This is a genomic window from Haladaptatus cibarius D43, from assembly GCF_000710615.1.
In the GTDB taxonomy this organism is placed as follows: domain Archaea; phylum Halobacteriota; class Halobacteria; order Halobacteriales; family Haladaptataceae; genus Haladaptatus; species Haladaptatus cibarius.
On sequence record NZ_JDTH01000002.1, the window covers coordinates 139,326 to 159,201 of the forward strand.

General features: G+C 59.6%; 16 protein-coding genes and 1 tRNA gene. 14 read left to right on the top strand and 3 right to left on the bottom strand.

The window, feature by feature from the left end:
- Window positions 1–16 precede the first annotated feature (16 nt).
- The 7 genes from HL45_RS05890 to HL45_RS05920 all read left to right on the top strand — a co-directional run bounded on the left by HL45_RS05890 (window position 17) and on the right by HL45_RS05920 (window position 8,798).
- Entirely contained in the window at window positions 17–979 is a 963-nt protein-coding gene (locus tag HL45_RS05890) for a glycosyltransferase family 4 protein (RefSeq protein ID WP_049970223.1), read from the top strand.
- Window positions 976–2,049 (top strand): DUF354 domain-containing protein, encoded by a 1,074-nt coding sequence (locus HL45_RS05895; protein ID WP_049970224.1) that lies wholly within the window; start codon window positions 976–978, stop codon window positions 2,047–2,049. Before HL45_RS05890 ends, HL45_RS05895 begins: the two co-directional genes overlap by 4 nt.
- Before the next feature lie 25 nt (window positions 2,050–2,074).
- Window positions 2,075–3,871: a hypothetical protein gene (locus HL45_RS05900; protein WP_049970225.1), complete on the top strand. Its 1,797-nt coding sequence runs from the start codon at window positions 2,075–2,077 to the stop codon at window positions 3,869–3,871.
- A 21-nt stretch (window positions 3,872–3,892) separates the two neighbouring features.
- On the top strand, window positions 3,893–5,356 hold the full coding sequence (locus tag HL45_RS05905; protein ID WP_049970226.1) for a flippase: 1,464 nt from the start codon (window positions 3,893–3,895) through the stop codon (window positions 5,354–5,356).
- Between the two features lie 659 nt (window positions 5,357–6,015).
- On the top strand, window positions 6,016–7,602 hold the full coding sequence (locus HL45_RS05910; protein WP_049970227.1) for an alkaline phosphatase family protein: 1,587 nt from the start codon (window positions 6,016–6,018) through the stop codon (window positions 7,600–7,602).
- Window positions 7,599–8,609: an NAD-dependent epimerase/dehydratase family protein gene (locus tag HL45_RS05915; RefSeq protein ID WP_084156811.1), complete on the top strand. Its 1,011-nt coding sequence runs from the start codon at window positions 7,599–7,601 to the stop codon at window positions 8,607–8,609. The genes HL45_RS05910 and HL45_RS05915 overlap by 4 nt, the downstream gene beginning before the upstream one ends.
- Before the next feature lie 104 nt (window positions 8,610–8,713).
- Window positions 8,714–8,798: transfer RNA gene (locus tag HL45_RS05920), tRNA-OTHER, on the top strand.
- A gap of 736 nt (window positions 8,799–9,534) precedes the next feature.
- On the opposite strand, the gene HL45_RS05925 is transcribed toward HL45_RS05920, so the two are convergent.
- The 3 genes from HL45_RS05925 to HL45_RS05935 all read right to left on the bottom strand — a co-directional run bounded on the left by HL45_RS05925 (window position 9,535) and on the right by HL45_RS05935 (window position 13,118).
- A complete protein-coding gene (locus HL45_RS05925; RefSeq protein WP_049970228.1) occupies window positions 9,535–10,494 on the bottom strand; it encodes a polysaccharide deacetylase family protein in 960 nt (319 codons plus the stop codon).
- A gap of 88 nt (window positions 10,495–10,582) precedes the next feature.
- Window positions 10,583–12,403 carry a glutamine--fructose-6-phosphate transaminase (isomerizing) gene (gene glmS / locus HL45_RS05930; RefSeq protein WP_049970229.1) on the bottom strand — a complete coding sequence of 607 codons (1,821 nt, stop codon included), beginning with the start codon at window positions 12,401–12,403 and terminating at the stop codon, window positions 10,583–10,585.
- 304 nt (window positions 12,404–12,707) lie between these two features.
- On the bottom strand, window positions 12,708–13,118 hold the full coding sequence (locus tag HL45_RS05935) for a chemotaxis protein CheW (RefSeq protein ID WP_049970230.1): 411 nt from the start codon (window positions 13,116–13,118) through the stop codon (window positions 12,708–12,710).
- Window positions 13,119–13,286: 168 nt separating this feature from the next.
- Here HL45_RS05935 and HL45_RS05940 point away from each other — a divergent pair, with 168 nt between their 5' ends.
- The 7 genes from HL45_RS05940 (at window position 13,287) to HL45_RS05970 (ending at window position 19,561) form a co-directional block, all read left to right on the top strand.
- The gene (locus HL45_RS05940) at window positions 13,287–13,622 is read left to right on the top strand and encodes an ArsR/SmtB family transcription factor (RefSeq protein WP_049970231.1); all 336 of its coding nucleotides are present in this window, start codon (window positions 13,287–13,289) and stop codon (window positions 13,620–13,622) included.
- Window position 13,623: 1 nt separating this feature from the next.
- The gene (locus tag HL45_RS05945) at window positions 13,624–13,902 is read left to right on the top strand and encodes a DUF7521 family protein (protein ID WP_049970233.1); all 279 of its coding nucleotides are present in this window, start codon (window positions 13,624–13,626) and stop codon (window positions 13,900–13,902) included.
- A 181-nt stretch (window positions 13,903–14,083) separates the two neighbouring features.
- Window positions 14,084–14,686, top strand: a complete 603-nt coding sequence (locus HL45_RS05950; RefSeq protein WP_049970234.1) for an archaellin/type IV pilin N-terminal domain-containing protein — start codon at window positions 14,084–14,086, stop codon at window positions 14,684–14,686.
- A 9-nt stretch (window positions 14,687–14,695) separates the two neighbouring features.
- The gene (locus HL45_RS05955; protein WP_049970235.1) at window positions 14,696–15,295 is read left to right on the top strand and encodes an archaellin/type IV pilin N-terminal domain-containing protein; all 600 of its coding nucleotides are present in this window, start codon (window positions 14,696–14,698) and stop codon (window positions 15,293–15,295) included.
- A 100-nt stretch (window positions 15,296–15,395) separates the two neighbouring features.
- A complete protein-coding gene (locus tag HL45_RS05960; RefSeq protein WP_049970236.1) occupies window positions 15,396–16,616 on the top strand; it encodes a HEAT repeat domain-containing protein in 1,221 nt (406 codons plus the stop codon).
- A gap of 282 nt (window positions 16,617–16,898) precedes the next feature.
- Window positions 16,899–18,662 carry a methyl-accepting chemotaxis protein gene (locus HL45_RS05965; protein ID WP_233274699.1) on the top strand — a complete coding sequence of 588 codons (1,764 nt, stop codon included), beginning with the start codon at window positions 16,899–16,901 and terminating at the stop codon, window positions 18,660–18,662.
- A gap of 32 nt (window positions 18,663–18,694) precedes the next feature.
- The gene (locus HL45_RS05970) at window positions 18,695–19,561 is read left to right on the top strand and encodes a CheF family chemotaxis protein (RefSeq protein ID WP_049970237.1); all 867 of its coding nucleotides are present in this window, start codon (window positions 18,695–18,697) and stop codon (window positions 19,559–19,561) included.
- The last annotated feature ends 315 nt before the right edge of the window (window positions 19,562–19,876 follow it).

Consider the following 19,876-nt stretch of genomic DNA (forward strand, 5'->3'; position numbering starts at 1 on the left):
TGTGACGAGGGGAGCTATGCAATCGCGTACCGACACGGAATCTTCGCTCCGAGTACTAAACCTCGTGACGAACGCGGATGCGCGCTTTTTCAACGAACAGGTTCGCGTGCTCCGCGAGTTCGGCGTCCAAGGGGAGACGCTCTCCCCGACCGGTATTCACCGCGCCCGCGACGATTCCGTGACCCGACGGTCGCCGACGGATTATCTGCGGTTTTTTCCGACCGTCATGCGCAACTCGCTCGGCGAATACGACCTGATTCACGCGAACTACGGACTCACCGCGCCGATGGCGCTGGCCCAACCGCGATTGCCGGTCGTCCTCTCGCTGTGGGGGTCAGACCTCCTCGGCGAGTACGGGTGGCTAAGCAAACGCTGTGCTCGCCACTGCGATGCGGTCATCGTGATGTCCGAGGGAATGGCCGAGGAACTCGACAGCGATTGCCACGTCATCCCCCATGGAATCAACCTCTCGCGGTTCGCGCCGATGCCGACGGCGGAGGCGCGGGAGAAGGTCGGCTGGAGCGACCAGAAAAAACAGATTCTCTTTCCGTATCCACCCACTCGTGAAGTGAAGGATTTCCCGCGGGCGGAGCGAGTCGTCGCCGAAACTGCGGAACGGGTGGACGGACAGGTCGAACTCCAGAGCGTATTCGGCGTGTCACACGACGAGATGGCGAACTACTACAACGCCGCGGACGTGCTGTTGCTCCCCTCGAAAAGCGAAGGCTCGCCGAACTCGGTGAAGGAGGCGATGGCTTGTAACGTGCCGGTCGTGACGACGGACGTGGGGGACGTGCGCGACCGATTGTTGGACGTATCGCCCTCGCACGTCTGTTCTTCGGACGGCGAACTCGTCGCCGGATTGGTCGACGTGCTTTCCGACCCGCGACGGTCGAACGGGCGCGAACACGTCCGCGACATCAGCCTCGAACGGATGGGAGAACGAATCCACAGCGTCTACGAAACGGTCGTACAATGAAGGTTGTCATCACTATTCAGCATCCGGCACACGTCCACTTCTATCGCCACGTTATCACGTCGCTGTCGGAAGACGGACACGACGTTCACGTCTTCGCCCGTGACAAGGACATCGCGCTTGACCTGCTCGACCACTACGGGATTGAGCATACGGTTCTCGCCGGGAAGGCGGACTCGCTTACGGGATTGGCTCGCGTACAAGCGACCTACGAGGCGCGACTGCTCCACGAATCCATGCGGATTCGTCCCGACGTGATGACCGCAATCGGCGGCGTTGCGGTGTCGCACGTCGCCCCGTTAGTCGGCGCGCGGAGTGTGGTCTGGATAGACAACGAAGGCGCGCAGTCGCACAAACTCACGACACCGCTAGCGCACGTCATCTGCACGCCCCGAAAGTTCCGAGACGATTTCGGCGCGAACCACGTTCGCTACGACGGCTATCACGAACTCGCGTATCTCCATCCGAAGCGATTTACGCCGAATCCGGACAGTCTGCGAGAACACGGCGTGAATCCGGAAGAACCGTTCTTCCTCGTCCGATTTCGGCAGTGGTCTGCCCTGCACGACGTGGGCCAGACCGGCTTTTCGCACGACGCGAAATGCGACCTCGTTTCGTTTCTCGCCGACCACGGCGAGGTGTACGTGACGAGCGAATCCCCGCTTCCGGCGGAGTTCGCGGAGTACGAACTGCCGGTTCCGCCGCATCTGGTTCACAACCTACTTGCCTTCGCCGACCTCTACGTCGGTGATTCGGCGACGATGGCGACGGAGGCTGCGGTTCTCGGAACGCCCGCCGTCAGAGCGCAGTCGTTCGCCGGGGCGGACGACATGACGAACTTCCTCGAACTGGCCGACTACGGACTGCTCTACTCGACGGCGGACGACCGAGACGCCGTGGCAAAGGCGAAGTCGCTGGTTCGTGAGGCAGACCGCGAGACGTTCGAGCGGCGGCGAGAACGACTCATCGAGGATAAAATCGACGTGGCGGGTTACGCGACCGAACTGCTCGTCCAATCCGGTCGCGGCCAGCGGTCGAGTTGGTTCCGACAGGCTGTCCATAACAAAGGGTGAAACCGCCGACGCGGGAGACGAGCGAATGGCACGAACTGCTACACACAGACTGGAGAAAATCGCCCTCGTTCTCGGTTTTTTGGCCCTTAGCGCGGGCGTTCTCGTGGCACACACATCACCCGCGCGAGCCTACGAACTGTCGATTTACCGGGGAACTCCCCCGCTCTTTTGGGTCGGAATTGCGGTCGCTCTCCTGACCGGAATCGCAGTTTCGGTGTCCTCTCCCGATTGGTATCGCTCGCTCGCGCTCGCTCTGGGTGGGATGTGTGTTCTGTCTATCGTCTCGCTCCCGATTATCCGAGGTTATCACTTCTACGGCGCGGGCGATTCGCTGACCCATCTCGGCTGGGCGAGGGACATCGTTACGGGGTCGATGGCACCCTACGACCTGCTGTATCCCGGCACGCACACCGTCGGCGTCGTCATCAGCGAACTGACCGGACTACCGCTTCGACGGGCGCTGTTGGTGATGGTGTCGGCGTTCGTCCTCGTCTTCTTGCTCTTCGTTCCACTGACGGCGCGGGTCATCGCGGTCGATGACCGCGCCGTGACGTTCGCCGCGCTGGCCGGATTCCTCCTTCTGCCCATCAACGCAATCAGCGTCTTCGCCATGCCGCACCCGACCTCGCAGGCGATTATGTTCCTGCCGCTCGTCCTGTACCTGCTGGCGAAGTACGTCACGGCAACCGACGGGAGTCGGTTACCGCTGTTCGGTTCGTCGGCGGGAATACTGCTCGCGCTGGCGTCGATTGCCATCGTTTTCGTCCATCCACAGCAGGCCGCGAACGCAATCTTGCTGTTCGGCGGCGTCGTCGTCGTCCAGTTCGTCTATCGACTGTTCCGAAACGGGCACACAATCGCCCGTCATCGCACGCTGTACGGACAGACCGTGATTCTCGCGCTGGCGTTTCTGGCGTGGACGCCCCTCCACGAGCGGTCGGGCGGGACGGTGTCGGCGCTCATCACGAGCCTCCTCGAAAATCCGGCGGCGGCGACCGACACCGCGAACGCCGCGGCGAGCCTCTCGCAACTCGGTGGGAGCATCCAACTGCTGTTCTTGAAGCTGTTTCTCGTCGGGGTGCTGTTCAGCCTCTTCGCGGGACTCTTCATGCTCGGCGGCCTGTTCGACCGGGTTCGCGGGACGAACGCGACTGCCTTCAGCAAATACGTCGCCGTCGGCATGGTTCCGCTGACAGTGCTGTTTGGAGTATTTTTCGTGGCGAGTTTGGGGCAGTTCCACTTTCGAATACTTGGTTTCATGATGGTTCCAGTGACGATTTTGGGCGGCATCGCGCTCGCCCGTGGTGTCGGTGCCCTCGAAACGAGGATTTCGAGCGACGGTGCGATCGGGGCGTTCGCGGCCGGACTGTTCGCCCTGCTACTCGTTCTCTCGCTACTGACGGTGTTCCACTCGCCGTACATGTACCAAGCCTCCGGGCACGTCTCTGAGTCCCAGATGACGGGCTACGAAACTGCACTCGACAACCGCGGGGACGCGCTGTTCACCGGACTCCGGTCGTCCGGGGAACGCTACTCGGACGGAATTTTGGGGTACGAAGCGAGCAGGGAAGGAGGCTGGCGCGGACAGGCGATTTACGGGGGTGATTTGAACGCAACTGAGGAGAACTTCACCGCGAATCGGCTCACGACCGCGTTCGAAGAGCCACGGTATCTGCCGGTCACTGATTCGGCGAAACAGCGGGAAATCGCCGTTTTCGGTGGGCTTCGGTTCCCAAGAGACGGCTTTCGAACGCTCGACAGTCACCCCGGCGTCTCGCGGGTACAGTCGGGCGGCGGCTTCGACCTCTACCACATCGAATAACGACGAGATACTCATCAAATAATGGATGTGAAAAGCTTCGCGCAAGGCTTCAAGGCGATGCTCGGCGCTCGAACAGTACACATCGCCGCGAACGGTGTGCTGGTGGTCATCCTCACTCGGTTTCTGCTGACGCCGACTGAGTACGGCCTGCTCGGCAGTGCCCTCGCGGTGTTCGGGGTTGCGGGCCTGTTCGCGGATCTCGGCACGTCGAAATCGGCGGCCAGATACGTCACGGAATACCGCGAACGCGACCCCGGACAGGTTCCCCACGTCCTGCGCTCCGCACTCAGATACCGACTCGTCGCAATCGCGCTGGTGTTCGTCGCCTTCACGGTGTTCGCCGGGACGATTGCCCGAATCGCCAATCAGCCCAAACTCGCGCCGCTGTTGGTGTTCGGCGGTGCCTACATCGCGGTATACTCGCTCTCGACGTTCGCCGTCGTCGTGTTTCAGGGCTACAATCGGGTGCTGTGGAGTGCGATAACGCGGGCGACAGGGAGCGTCAGCCTCGTCGTCTTCGTCATCCTCGGCGTGGTTTTCGTCGGCGGCGCGGTCGGCGCAGTGGTCGGGTACGTCCTGAGTTACGCGCTGGCCACGGTCGTCGGACTGGGCGTCCTCTACCGACGATTCTACTCGACGCACGCAGTGGGCCAGCGCGAGGACGGACTGAATCGACGGGTACTGCGGTACAGCATTCCCCTCACCGCGACACAGGGGGCGAACGTTTTGGACAAGTACATCGACACGATTCTGGTCGGCGGCATCGCCGGGGCAACCGCGGCAGGCTACTACCATCTCGCCAAAACCATCTCGGCGTTCGTCGAGGCCCCGGCGTCCTCGCTCGGGTTCACCATCTCGCCGACCTACGGCGAGCAGAAGGCCGGAAACGAACGCGAGTCGGCAGCCCGACTGTACGAGACGACGTTTCAGCACGTTCTCCTGCTGTACGTCCCTGCCGCCGCCGGGTTGATTCTCGTGGCCGACCCCGCGGTGACGCAGGTGTTTGGGTCGGGGTACGCCGAAGCGATTCCCGTCGTGCAGGTGTTCGCGGTGTACACCGTGTTACAGGCGATAACCCTCATCACCAGCGATGCGCTGGATTACCTCGGCAGGGCGCGAGAGCGCGCGATTGCCAAGGGTGGAACCTCCGCGGCAAACTTCGGTCTCAACCTCCTGCTTATTCCCTCCCTCGGCGCGGTCGGCGCGGCCCTCGCAACCGTCGTAACCCACTCCGTCTACGTGCTGGTCAACTTGGCCGTGGTGCATCACGAACTGTCGCTTTCGATTTCCAGATTGCTCCGCCACGTCGGATTCGTCTGCGCCATCGCGGCGGCTATGTCGGCGGTCGTCTTCGCCTCGCTCCAGTTCGTTTCGGGCCTGATCTCGCTGGTCGCGGTGGTGCTGTTGGGCGGGGCCGTTTGGGCGGGATTGGCGACTGCGAGTGGACTGTTGGATATTCGGCGGGTTCTGCGCGTGTTCGCGTAGAGGACTAGGAAGGGTGAGTTGTGGCTTCGTCTAGTGATTTTTGTTGGAACTGATTTTGTAGTCGTGAGAGTAAAATCGACTGCAATCGCAGCAGTCACGACTCCACACGCCCTCACTCGTCACGCTCCTTCCAGTCCCTCGTTCCTCGTTCGCCCGTAATCTGCCAAGGACAGCAAGGCGGGCAGGCCGCTGGCCTGCCCGTCCAATCCAACTTTGGTCAGCCGGTCTTTTCGGAAACTCCTCCTGCCGAAATCTGTGGCAAGAGCGAGTGCCCGTGCGAGGGATATGTGGAGTCGGGAATCGCAACCGGCACTCCATCACGAGAAACCGTTTTCGCAGGCCTGAGTTGCAGGCTTCTCTTCATCAAAACGAATGCCTCTCTGCAGAGGGTGAACAACTATCGACAAATAGACTTCCAGCTCTACAATCCGAGTGAGGGTATCGTAGACGGTGCCTATATCGAGTAGTAACGACCACACTAACAGCCATCCTCCCGGCTCCGAAAAAGAGCACAACTCGACTACGACGAATCCATCAGCCCACGCCTACCACGGACAGGAAATCCCACGAAAACCGCAGTCGGCCCATAACAAAGCGAACCCCGGTGGTGCGAAGGGACAGAGCCATGGGCAGGTCGGCCTGCCCCGGTGACTTTAGCTATGTCGATGGAAACAGCGAACCCGGAACGAGCGTTCGTCCTCGGATTGGACGGCGTCCCATGGGACTTGATTCGCCGATGGACAGAGGAAGGAAAGCTACCAAACTTCGCACGAGTGGTCGAGGAGGGTGCCTCCGGCCCGCTTTCGAGCACGACACCGGACGCCACGCCGCTCGCGTGGCCGACGATTGCGACGGGGGTGTGGCCCGACAAACACGGCCTGTACGGTTTCCAGCAGTTGGAGCGGGAGTACACCCACCGGATGAACACCAGCGCGGACGTGCGACGGCCCGAACTTTGGGACATCCTCTCGCCCGCCGTCGTGGGCAACGTGCCGATGACCTACCCGGCCAGCGAAATCGACGGGACGCTCGTCACGGGGATGATGACGCCCGAAATGGACGAGCGGTTCTCCCACCCGACGGAGTTCGGAAAAGAGTTGAAAGAGACGATTCCGGACTACCGAATCGGCCTCTCGTGGGACGAGTTCCGCGACCGGCCGGACGAGTTTCGAGAGGAACTGTCTTCCTTGCTCGACACCCGCAGGAAGCTGATGCGTCGGCTGATGGACGAGGAGTGGCGACTCTTCTTTTTCGTTTACACCGCACCGGACAGACTTCAGCATCTCATCTGGGAAGAAGACGCTCTGCTCTCCCACTACCGCGAACTGGACGACATCCTCGGCGAGGTGATGGAGTACACGGAATCGCGCGATTCTGCGCTGTTCATCGTCTCCGACCACGGTTTCGGCCCGATTTCCCGATTCGTCTTTCTCAACACCCTGCTGGAACGCGAGGGACACCTCCAGCGGAAAGGTGGCGACGGAACTCGCGGCGCGCTCGCTCGCGTCGGTCTGACGAAAAACCGCGTTCAGGGACTTCTCTCCCGGCTCGGTGTGAGCGAGAAGTCGCTGGTCGAACACCTGCCGAAATCCGTCGTCGATACCGTTGCGGCGCAGGTTCCCGGCGAGCACAACCTCTACGACGTGGAGTTCGAGGACACCGTCGCGTTCGCTCACGGTTCAGGCAACATCTACGTCAACGATACGATTCGGTTCGACCCGGGCGTCGTCGCGCCCGAAGATGTCCCCGCAATCAAAAGCGAACTCCGTTCCCTGTTCGAGGGACTGACCGACCCGGAAACCGAAAACCGCGTCCTCGACGTTCACGACGGCGACGAACTGTTTCCGACCGACCTCCATTCCCCCGACCTCGTCGTCAAAGGGAAAGCGGAGTACGAAACCGCGGTGTCGCTGACACGGGACGTGTTTCGGGATAGCGGAAGCAAAGTTGCCAGCCATAGACCGGAAGGAATTTTCCTCGCGTGGGGGCCGAGCGTCGAACAGGGTGCGAGTGCCACCGACGCGAGCGTGACCGACGTTGCCCCGACGATTCTCCACGCGCTCGACGAGGCGGTTCCGTCGGACGCCGACGGACGCGTGCTGAAAGAAATCTTCCACGGTGGGTCGAAACCCGGTCGCCGGGCGGTTTCACAGCGCGAATATGGGCAGGCGGGACATTCGGCGGAAGTCGAAGCCGACTTCGACGACGTGGAAGACCGACTCCGCGGCCTCGGGTATATGGAATGAGCGGTAAAATCGGCGACTCAGAGCGAACCGACAGTTTCGCCCGAACCGGCAATTCGCTCGACATCGCCGGTTCGGATTCGCCCACGATTCCGTCTCCGACCGACCAGACGATTCTCGTCACTGGCGGCGCAGGATTCGTCGGCAGTCACCTCGTGGATGCTCTCACTGCCGACAACGAGGTTCGCGTTCTCGATGACTTCTCGTCCGGCAATCGCGGGAACGTTCCCGAAAACGCCGAAATCGTGGAGGGCGACGTGCGCGACCCGAGAACCGTGCGAAACGCGATGGCAGGCGTCGATACCGTCTTCCATCAGGCCGCGATGGTCAGCGTCGAGCAGTCGGTCGAACACCCGCTTCGAAGCCACGCCGTCACGGGCGACGGGTCGCTGGTCGTCCTCGATTGCGCCCGGCGGGAGGACGCCCGGGTCGTCCTCGCCTCCAGCGCGGCGGTGTACGGCCACCCCGAGTCGGTGCCGATTTCGGAATCGGCGCGGAAGACGCCGACCTCGCCCTACGGCATCGACAAACTCGTCGCCGACCAGTACGCGCGGCGATTTTCCGATCTGTACGGGCTTGAGACGGTCGTTCTGCGGTATTTCAACATCTACGGCCCGCGACAGAATCCGGAGTACAGCGCGGTCGTCCGGGTGTTCATGGAACAGGCCAGCAGAGACGACAACATTACGATTGAAGGAGACGGCACCCAAACGCGGGATTTCGTCCATATCTCGGACGTGGTGCAGGCCAACCTCCGCGCGGCAGTTACCGACCGAACCGGCGAGGCGTTCAACGTCGGAACCGGGGAGAGCGTGACGATTCGGGAACTCGCGGAGGCGGTTCGAGACGCCAGCGATTCGGATTCCGACATCGTCCACGTCGAACCCAGACAGGGTGACATCGACCACAGTCGGGCAGACGTGCGAAGAGCGCGCGAGAAGTTGGACTACGAGCCGACGGTTTCGCTCTCCGCGGGGCTTCAATCGCTCGTCGGAGAACTGACGGTCTGAACTTCCCTCGCCCACAACCGGTTTGTTTGTGGGCGTCGAAGCCGTAGATGAACTGTCTTCAGCCCGCCCATAACAAAGATAGTTCCCCCCAATGTGTAAATCGTGGAAGGGTGGCTCAGTGGTAGAGCACCACCGATTTGTCGGTGGGAGCCTGACAGGCTTCGCGTGGTTCGAATCCCGCCCCTTCCGCTTTTGCGAGGAACGGACGTGACGAGGAAAAGCGAGAAAGGGATTCGAATCCTACAAGACACAGCACGGAACGGCGGAACGCCGCATGCCCGGAATGTCTTGTTCTGGTTCGAATCCCGCCCCTTCCGTTTCTGCGACGAGTGGACACGACGAGTGAAAACGACTGCGAGATTGTCGGAAGAAAGTTCTCGGAGTATGGCTTTGGTGAACTGGAGCGACAACTGCAAAGTCCGTGACTGCAGAAGTCACGACTCTAGGTCACGCCCTCGCTCTCGCGGTCACTCGTGGTAGAGCCACTCGTTCCCGCCTTCGCTCGCCCGTTGCCACCAGGCCACCGAAGGCCGGGCGCGCGAGCGCGCCCGGCCAATCCAAAATTTGGTCGGCTGTTTTCGGAAACTCGTCCTACCGAGATCGGGGACAAACCAAACAACCACTTGCGGTTCCTGGTGTCTCACAATCGCGCCGCGATTTTGATGTCCTGAAAACCGGAGATTTTTCTGATGTGACGAACGCTCCACGTTCGTAACCAGCAGGGAAAAACGTGCTTCTTCCCGTGGAATCAGGCGAACGAGAAACGAGCGACTGGAAGGAGCGTGACGAGTGAGGGCGTATTTTGAGTCGTGACTTCTGCGGTCGCTGTCAGTCTGAGTGTTACAGTTGCGATGCCACTCGAAATCTAATGTCGAAAAAGTCCAACTCGTCCACGACTGCAAACTCCAAAAAATCGCTCTTATCGTCACCGTGGGCCGATGGGGGTTCGCGTCGTCGTTGGGTCTTCGTCCCGGAGGTGGCCCGCGATTTGTCCCATCGTCAGCACTTTCACTCGCGCCTCGTCCCGGCGCATGGCGAGGTGTTCGAGGACGACGCGCAGGCGCTTGAAATCGCGCTCTTCGGTGAAGTTTCCGGGGCGCATCCAGAGGTGGAACACACCGTCGTCGGCATCCGCGGCGCGGTCGATGCCGCGCTTCGCCGAGCGGATGAGTGGATCGTCCCAGACGTTCTTCGTGAGGGTTCGAACGCGACTGTCGTCGCCGAACAGGAACATCGACGCAGGGATGTTCACCAGTCCGTAGTCGTCCGTTTCCGGAGTCACGAGTGGCGGCCCCGTCCTGCTCACAGTTCGGTCGATGAACTTGGCCAACGACCGAAACCGGGTTTTGTCGTACCAGAGTTCGGGTCTGGTGCCACGGTAGCACGTGAAGCCGTAGGCCGCGAGCACGTCCCGGTGGCCGACGCTGTTCTGCGGGAAAACGAACGATTCCAAATCGTAGCCGCCGTCGTCCGCGATTTCGAGGCTGGTTCGCGTCTCGGCGACGGCGATTTCTCTGCTGGTTCGCACGTCGCCGTATTCGACGTGCGAAAACGAATGACAGGCGATTTCGTGGGTTGCGGTTGCGTCGTTGATGTCTTCGATGAGGCCGTCCGCGAACCACCGCGGATGGCACTCGGCGACACCACCCGGGTCGTGGTCGAACCAGTCGTCCGTCGGCGTTGCGTGGCCTGCATGGGTTCCGTCGCACGAGTCGAGAAAGAGATGGCCGACGATGGCCCACGTAGCCGGGACGTCAAATTCGTCGAAGAGCGCGAGGAGTCGTGACCACGAGGTGCGCGCGCTCTCAACGTGGTCAGGAATCTCGGAGGGGTCGTGGTACCCCCACGCGAGTTCGGCGTCCAGAGAGAGTACGACGGCGTTCATTCGTAAGGAAACTGGGGTCGGTGAGCGATTAAACCGCGCCGACCGTTCAGGTAGATTCGGACGGGTAAGCTTCGATTACCCGTCCGGTTCATTCGACGGTCACGCTCTTCGCCAGATTACGCGGCTTGTCGATGGGTCGGTCGAGTTGCGCCGCGGCGTGGTACGAGAGCAACTGCAGTTGCACGTTGGCGAGAATCCCTGCAACGTCGGGATGCGTGTCGGGTATGGTCAATACGTCGTCCGCGTACTGGACGATTTCCTCGTTGGTTTCGCTGGCAACCGCGACGACCGGCGCGCCGCGGGCTTCGACTTCCTTCACGTTGCTCAACGTCTTCCGGTCGTGACGCCCCGTGAAAACCGCGAAAACGGGTGTTGCGGGCGTTACCAACGCCAGCGGCCCGTGTTTCAGCTCCCCTGCCGCGAAGCCTTCGGCGTGTTCGTAGGAAATCTCCTTGAATTTGAGCGCGCCTTCCAATGCGACCGGAAACACCGACCCGCGACCGATGAAGAAGTACGACTCGGAGTCGCGGTACCGCTTTGCGACTCGGTGGGCCTTCGTGTAGTCGAGAATCCGCTGGACGTGGTCGGGCAGGTCTGCCAGTGCGGACAGCACGTCCTGTATGTCGTCGCTTCGCCGTCCGACTACGTCGCGGACGAGTCGCTCCCCGAGGAGGGAAAGCGAAACGACCTGCGAGGAGAACGTCTTCGTCGCCGCAACGCCGATTTCCGGCCCGGCCCGGATGAACAGCGCGTCGTCACATTCTCGCGCCGCCGTCGAACCGACGACGTTCGTGACGGCGAGCGTCCGCGCACCGCCTGCCTCGGCGCGCCGCAGTGCGGAAAGCGTATCCGCCGTTTCTCCGCTCTGGGTGACACCGACGACGAGCGTGTTCTCGTCCACTGGCGGCGGGGAGACGGCGTACTCGCTGGCGAGGAACGTTTGTGCCGGAAGGCCGCGACTGCCGATGAAGTGGCTGCCGACGAGTCCCGCATGGTAGGACGTTCCGCAGGCGACGAACTGAACGCGACTGATTCCCTCGAACGTTCCCGGCGGGAAGTCTTCGAGAGCGATGTCGCCGGTCGCAGGGTCTGCGCGACCACGAAGCGTCTGCCGGAGCGAAGTCGGCTGTTCGTGAATCTCCTTTAGCATGTAGTGGTCGTAGCCGCCTTTTCCGGCGTCTTCCGGGTCCCAGTCGATAATCTGGGTCGGGCGTTCGACCGCTTCTCCGTCGAGCGTCGTGATTTCGTGCTGTCCCGGTTCGATGACGACCACGTCGCCGTCGTCGAGGAACATGACCTCGTCGGTGAAATCCAAAAACGCGGGCACGTCGCTGGCGAGGAAGTATTTCCCGTCCCGGACACCCAACACGAGGGGAGAGCCGGAACGAGTCGCGTAGATTGCGTCGCTCTCGTCAACTAACATTGCGACGGCGTAGCTCCCCGAAAGCCGACGAACCGTCCGTCTGAAGGCTTGCTTGGGGGGGACACCGTCCTCGAGGTGTTCTTCCACCAGATGCGGAATGACCTCGGTGTCGGTGTCACTCTGGAACGTGTGACCGCGTTTTTGCAGTTCTCTCCGAAGTTCGTCGTGATTCTCGATGATACCGTTGTGAACGACCGCGACGCGGCCGGAACAGTCCGTATGCGGATGTGCGTTTGCGTCGGTCGGCGGCCCGTGCGTGCTCCAGCGGGTGTGGCCGATGCCGAGTCCCCCGGCGGGAACCTCAGTCGCAAGCGAATCTTTGAGGTTCGAAATCTGGCCTTCTCGCTTGAACACTGCTGGGCCACGCCCGTTTTTCACCGCCAATCCCGCCGAATCGTACCCTCGATATTCCAAGTTTTCGAGGCCGACGAGAAGTTCCTCCACGGCGTCGTCCGTTTCGCCGACGCGACCGATGATTCCACACATTAGCGCGACACCCCCAAACTGTCGTTCATACTCATTGCTGACTGAATGAAAGATGGCGTTCGTTCTGCTGTGCGTTGCGACCCCGACCTACCGTTTGTCTAGCGTTCGGAAATCTCATAGGTGACTCGCCTCTGTCGTGTCCTGAGCGCCGCGACAGGACTGCTGTCGAGGGCTGAACAGTATCTACGAATACCCGGATTCCACCTTTGTTATACAGTCGCTGAAGAGACCGAAGGGCGGTCTTAGCGCACCCTAAGACCGCCGTACTCTCCACCACAACCCCCCGATTACCACTCCACCTGCCTCAGACGTTGATTTCCGATGGTTTGACCCAGATGACGAAATCGTCGTCTTGACGAATGACGCCGTGAACCGATTTGCTTTCCACGGAATCGTCTACGTCCGCTTCGTCCACGCTCACGACCTGATTCACTTCGTCGATGACCCAGCCGATACTTCGTTCGTCTTCCGTCTCGAAAACGACCACGCGGTCGCCCGTACTAGAGTCGGGAAGCCCCAGCACCGTTTTCGGATTGACGATGGTGGTCGTCGTGCCGCGGAGATCCATCACGCCCTCGACGTGTCGTGCGGAGTCGGGGAGTTTCGTCAACTCGTCCCTGTCAACGATTTCATCGATATGTCCAATATCGACACAGTAGTTCTTGTTCTCAAGTTTAAAAACGAGCACTTGTAGCTCTGAAACGGATTTTGACATAATTCTCTCTCTCCCGGGTACCCACTTTACTGTTCCGCCGAGTGCTCTCGTGACATATTTGTCCGTTCGTTCTCCGTTAGCAGTCTACAATTTGAGTTTTTTTGCAATAAGTTCTGAGAGATTTGGGACGGTATCTTTTTATGCTCTTGTTATCAAACCCGATAATTGATGGGGTCTGTGGAACTGCTCCGAGTTCTCGGAAACAAGTACAACGCCGAGATACTCGACGCGACGCATACGCCGAAGTCCGCGCAGGAGTTGAGCGAGGAACTCGGCATCCCGATAGCGACGAGTTATCGCCGAATAGAGGAGTTGACCGAGGCGAATCTGCTCGAACTCACTGGCCGGGAGTTCTCCAACGAAGGACGTCGAACCAAAGTGTACCGTCGGGATATCGAGGGTATCTCGATTGGCTTTTCGAGCGAGGGTATCGAGGTCGGTGTCGATGAACGTCCCGAAGTCGAAAACTCGCTGGTCGATGTGTGGCGCGATTTAAAAGAATAATATGCAAATAATCGAACTTCTGTACGGTCTGTTTAGCTTCACTATCACAGTCGCCGGTCTTTCGATGGTCGGATTCGCGGTGCGTGGCTATCGCCGAACGTCCCGTCCTGCGCTGTTTCATCTGTCCGTTGGATTTACTTGTGTCGTCGCGGCATCCCTCGCAACGACCATCAGCGCGTTCCTGTTCCAGTTCGACGGAATCCGTATCCTGCTGTCCGTCAACTACCTCCTTTCATCCATCGGATACCTGTTTATTATCTTCTCAATCATTAGAAAATGATATTTTAGGCACGATTTCATTCTACGCTGCAGTATAGTTTGCCATGAAACTCCGACTCAGGCCTTGTAGAGCTGATATCACGCCTGATAATTGGATACGTAGATTTAATACAGTCCTTTGATTCGTTCTCGATAGAGTCCGAGTTGTGATACATATCTCCTCGGACATGATGTGAGAAATCATGAAAGACGCAATTCAACAACGCCTCAACAACAGAGGTCAGGTCGGTATCGGAACACTCATCGTGTTCATCGCAATGGTGCTGGTCGCCGCAATCGCGGCCGGTGTCCTCATCAACACGGCTGGTTTCCTCCAGTCGAAGTCCGAACAGACGGGTCAGGACAGCAGTGCCCAAGTCTCGAACCGCGTGCAGGTCGTCAGCGGCTTCGGTAACGTTACGGACGCCGAAGACGTCGATTACATCAATCTTACCGTCATGCGCGGTTCCGGCTCTGATGATATCAACCTCTCTACTGCCACTATCGAGTGGATTGGACCGAACAAGGCAACTACGCTCGTTTCGGGAGACATCAATGACGTTGACAGCACAGACAGTACGCACTTCAACGTCTCCGACATCAAAGATCAGGACGGTTCCGCACCTGTCCTCAACAGTCAGGACGACCGCTTCACCATCTCGATGAATGCTGGCGCAATCGGTGGAAACAACCTCGGCGAGGGTGAGACGGTCGAGCTGAAACTCACGACCCAGTACGGTGCCGTGACGCTCTACCGCGCAAGCATCCCACAATCGCTCTCGCAGGAGAGCGCGGTGACGGTCTAAGGTGAAAACATGAAAGACGCAATCAAAGAACGCCTCGACAATCGAGGTCAAGTCGGTATCGGAACACTCATCGTGTTCATCGCAATGGTGCTGGTCGCCGCAATCGCCGCAGGCGTCCTCATCAACACGGCAGGGTTCCTCCAGTCGAAGTCCGAACAGACGGGTCAGGACAGCAGTGCCCAAGTCTCGAACCGCGTGCAGGTCGTCAGCGGCTTCGGTACCGTCAATGATAGTAGCGGCAATGAAGTCGTCGACCAAATCGATCTAACCGTCATGCGCGGTTCCGGTTCGGACGACATCAACCTCTCTACTGCCACTATCGAGTGGATCGGCCCGAACACAGCAACCACGCTAGTTGAGAACGACACGGCAACTAACAGCGACTTCAGTGTCTCCGACATCAAAGACCAGGACGGCTCCGTTCCTGTCCTCAACAGTCAGGACGACCGCTTCACTATCTCGATGGACGCAGCAGCCATCAGCGGCAGTGACGGACTCGGCGAGGGTCAGACGGTCGAACTCCGTCTCACCACCCAGTACGGTGCTGTGACGCTCTACCGCGCGAACGTTCCACAGTCGCTCTCCCAAGAGAGTGCTGTGACGGTCTAACGACCGAAAAATCGTTTCGAAATTTTTATTGGTGCAACCACCCCATAGCCTACGCTCTGCAGAGAGGTAGGTTTTTCATGCAGTGCGTTAATTCCAACTCGTGACTTCGCTGTTCACCTTAGAAAAGGAGGCCGACGCCGAACGCCTCACGACGTTGCTCGCGGACAGCAACACGGACACGGTTCGACAGCGATCCGCGGAAATCCTCGGTGACTTGGACGTTCCTGACGACGAAGTTGTCGAATCGCTAACTGCCGCCGCGCAGGACGACCCCGATGCGGGCGTCCGTGCCGCGGCCATCGACGCGCTAGACCAGCGCGAAGCGGTCGAGCAACTCATCAGCGCGATTGTCGGCGAGGAAATAAGTGGCAGTCAAGCGGAGTGGGCACGGGCGGAGGCGCTTACGGATGCGCTTTCGTCCGACCAACCGGAACTCAGGATGGCCGCCGCGAACGTTCTCGGACGCATCGGCAGTCGGTCATCGGCCCAAGATCTCATTCAACAACTACCCGACCCTGATCCTCGGGTTCGTTCCCGGGTCGCTCGGGCGTTAGGTCGGCTCGAAGATCGACGAGCTGTTTCCGCGCTCGCTAAACGACGAACCGACGAAGTGGTCGAAGTTCGGCGCGAAACTGCGGAAGCGCTTGGACGAATGCAGGGTGACGAAGCGCTGTCCATCCTCCTCGGAATGTTGAACGACCCGGCGGAAACGGTTCGTCGAATCGCCGCCGGGTCGCTCGGTAATTTCGGGAGCGTGAAACCGTTAGACGCACTTATCGGACTGTTGAGCGACAAGTCAGAGGCGGTCAGAAAGGCGGCGGTGTTCTCGCTCATCGAACTGCTCTCTAACGCACCGCCGGAGCAGAGCCACGAACTTCGTGAGACGATGGTGGAAAAGCTAAGCGCCAGCGACCACCGAGTCGTGGTCAGTTCGCTCATCGACATCATCGAACAGGGTTCGCAAGCACACCAGCGACGAAATGCGACGTGGCTGCTCGGACGGGTTACGGGCGAGCACAACCGCTGGGCCGCGATAGAGGCACTCGTCAGCGTGCTGGACGACGAGGATGGCATGACTTCACAGTTCGCCGTGACGAGTCTGGCGACTATCGGTGGGGAGTCTGTCGAGACTGCTTTACTAGAACTGCTCTCCGACCCAGAAGCGACGACGGATGCACAGGCGATGGCCGCATTCGGCCTCGGGAAAGTCGGCGGCGAACGCTCCAGAGAACGACTCGACAGCCTCGTCGATACGACCGACGACGAGGAAGTCAGAAAGCGGGCGTTCTCGGCGCTGTCGAAGCTGGGTGGGCGAGCCTAATATCATTTGGAATTCATACCGCTAGTCAGCCACGTTATCTATTTTGAGATTTTACTAAAGTTTTATATTCGGCTAGTGTCTTGATTCGCCAAGATGGTTACTGACACGCTTATCCGGGTTCTAAAGAAGGTTTCGAGGGAAACCAGTTCATCCGGTGAGTCTCAAAAACGTATCACATTCGATGGGGGAACACAAAACGGCGAGGTTGCTGTTCAAAATAATACCAATATTTCGATAGATTCTCTCGCGGATGTGTACGGAGGAACGAACGCGAGTACAGATTTGCAAAACGCACAGGTCGCACACCTGAATGGGTTGTTTTCGGACACCGAAGCGACGATTGCCGAGGCACCTACCCTCGGGCGCGAACACGCCGATGCCAACGTTCCGGGTTCGACGTTTGCTGCCACGTATGGCATGGCGTTCGAGACGATTATCGAGACGGCATTCGAGCGTCTCGACCATCGCCTCGGCGACGGTAACGATGCGGTGTCCGACGAACTCGGACGAGCCGAGTCGGAACTGGTCGATGCGATTTGGGCAGGAGTTTCCGGCATGCAGGCAGGATTGGACGCATACGACGCCAACACGGTCGATAGTGACCCCGATGACGAGGAGTTCGACGTGGACGACGAGGAACTCTTAGACGGCATCGGTGTTCCTGTGTTTATGATTTGTGCTGACTCGCAGGTTCGAGCATGGAACGGGGCGATGGAGGAACTCACTGGAGTCGATACGGAACAAGCAGCCGCGCTCGACAACGTCAGCGAAGCGTTCTACGCCGATGGGCGACGAGGAAAAACCCTCGCGCAGAAAGTGCTCGAAGCACCCGAAAATGCCAACGAAGTGTTCGACATCGAGCGAGCGAGCACCGAGCTAACGCTCTACGAGGACGAGGGAACGATGGTCGCACAAGACGGCGAAGAGCGGGAAATCACGTTCACCGCGAAACCGATTTACGAAGACGGCGAACTCATGGCAGTCGTCGAAACGGTCACTGACCGAACCGAGGACATCCGGCGTCACGAAAGCGTAACCGGGCTGGTCGAGGAACTCGGGACGACGCTCACCTCGATGCGGAATGGCGACCTGTCCGCGCGTGCGGACTTCACCGACGAATACGATGTCGTGGATGACCGTCTCGTCTCTGTGGTTGACCAAGTCAACGACATGGGCGAACGGTTCCAAATGCTCGCCATGCGTGTCGATGAACAGGCTACCGAACTCGCCGATTCGGTTGACCGAGCATCCGGGTCTGCACACACCATCGAAGAGCGTGTGGACGAACAGACAGCCCTCCTTTCCATCGTCGCAACCGAGATGGAGAACTTCAGCGCGAGCATGCAGGAAGTCGCTGCGAGTTCCGACCAAGTCGCGTCCGCGGCGGAACAGGCGAAAGCGGCCGCCGACAGCGGTTTGGACTCAAGTGAAGGCGCACGCGAAGCGACTGACGACGTCATCGAAATGAGCGACGACCTCGTGGACACCGTAACTGAACTCGAATCGCAGATGACGGAAATCGAGGGCGTCATCGAAGTCATCGCGGAAGTCGCAGACCAGACGAACCTCCTCGCGCTGAACGCCAACATCGAGGCCGCCCGCGCGGGCGAGGCCGGAAGCGGGTTCGAAGTCGTCGCCGACGAGGTGAAAGAACTCGCCAACGAAACGCGCGAACACACCGAAGAAATTGCGGGCCGAATCGAGGACATCCAGTCGCAGGCCAACGAAACGGTCGTGGCTGTCGAGGAGTCCAATCAGCAAGTCCGATACGCGGGAAGCGAAATCGAGGACGCCCTCATCGCGCTCGAAGAAATCGCGGATGCAGTCGATGAAGCTGCAACCGGCGTGACCGAGGTTGCAGAGGCAAACGACGAACAGGCGGCGAACGTCGAACAGGTCATGGCAACCGTCGAGGACGTGCGCGATACGACCGAACAGGTTGAGGAAGCAACATCGGACATCGTCGGTGCCAGCATGGAACAGACCGCGGCAATCAGCGAACTCGCCGACCGAGTCGGTGATTTGACCGCCGGGTCGAACCAATAACCGGTGCGGAGCAGTTCACATCCCTTTCACGCATGAGCGAAAGCGAATACAAGATAACGGACACGCGGGGGAAGTTCCTCCAAGCGATGAAGAGTGGGCAGAAACTCAAAGATGCCGCTTGGACGAGCGGCCGCATTCTTCTCTCGAACAAGCGACTCATTCTCGCCGGAAACGAGGGAAAGCGAACAATCCCGCTCTCGAAAATCGACGGGGTAACGGGGCGCTACGACGTGAACCAGTCGGTCGCCAGCGTGTCCGATTACATCAGCCTCGAATTCGAGGGCGACGTCTTTTTGATTTCCTCGCAGATGGAGATCGAGGAGTTCGAGGCCAAACTGTACGGCGCGATGTTGAACCAGTCGATGATTCTGGTCAAACACCCTGCCGTGAAAGGCGGCGTGGTGCAAAACACAGACTGGGAGCGCGCCCGCGTTAAAGTCGATGTCGGCGAGGTCGGCATTGCCGTCGCCAGCGGCGTGTTCATTCAGGTCGAACTGGACGACGTCGGACAGGTCGATACCGCCAAGCGAACCGTCGAAGGCGAGAGCCGCACGGTTCTCGAAGTCGAACACTCGGAGGGAACGACGAGCGTGCAGACTTACATCTCCGGAAAGGGACGACGCTGTGCGCTCCTCGGGTCACTTCTTCAGAAGGGCGAACAACAGAGCAAAACCGGTGCCGAACTGTCCGAGACGGAAAAAGAGGTTCTGATGGCGCTTTACACCGGGGTTTCGTCGTTCGAAATTCCCGACTTCCTCGGAATGGACGTGGATAGGGTCGAGGAAATCTTCGAACGCCTCATCGAACTGGACGTGCTGGACGAGGTGCGAAAGCGCCGCGAGGTCAGTTTGAAGACTCGCGGGCGAAACATCGCCAGCGAGTCCATCAGCGAGAAGTAGTTTATTAGCGAATCCATCAGCGAGAAGTAGCGGTTTTTGTGTGTGATATCTAGCGACGTTTATAGTATACTACTCATCGCTTACGACTTCCTTGGAAAGCGGTGTCGCTAGCTACTGCCGACTCCTATCATACCGCAACCGCCCCGCAACGACCACGTCCTCCCCCAACCGATTCGCTCACTCGCAGTTGCTCGTTCACTCATCCCTCGCACGCTATTAGAACCGGTCTTCGGACGTGAAGTCCTCAGCCCTGTCCCAGCGCGCGCCATGTGGAACATTCGACTTGTGCGGATTATTCCGAACTTCCTCGGCGCG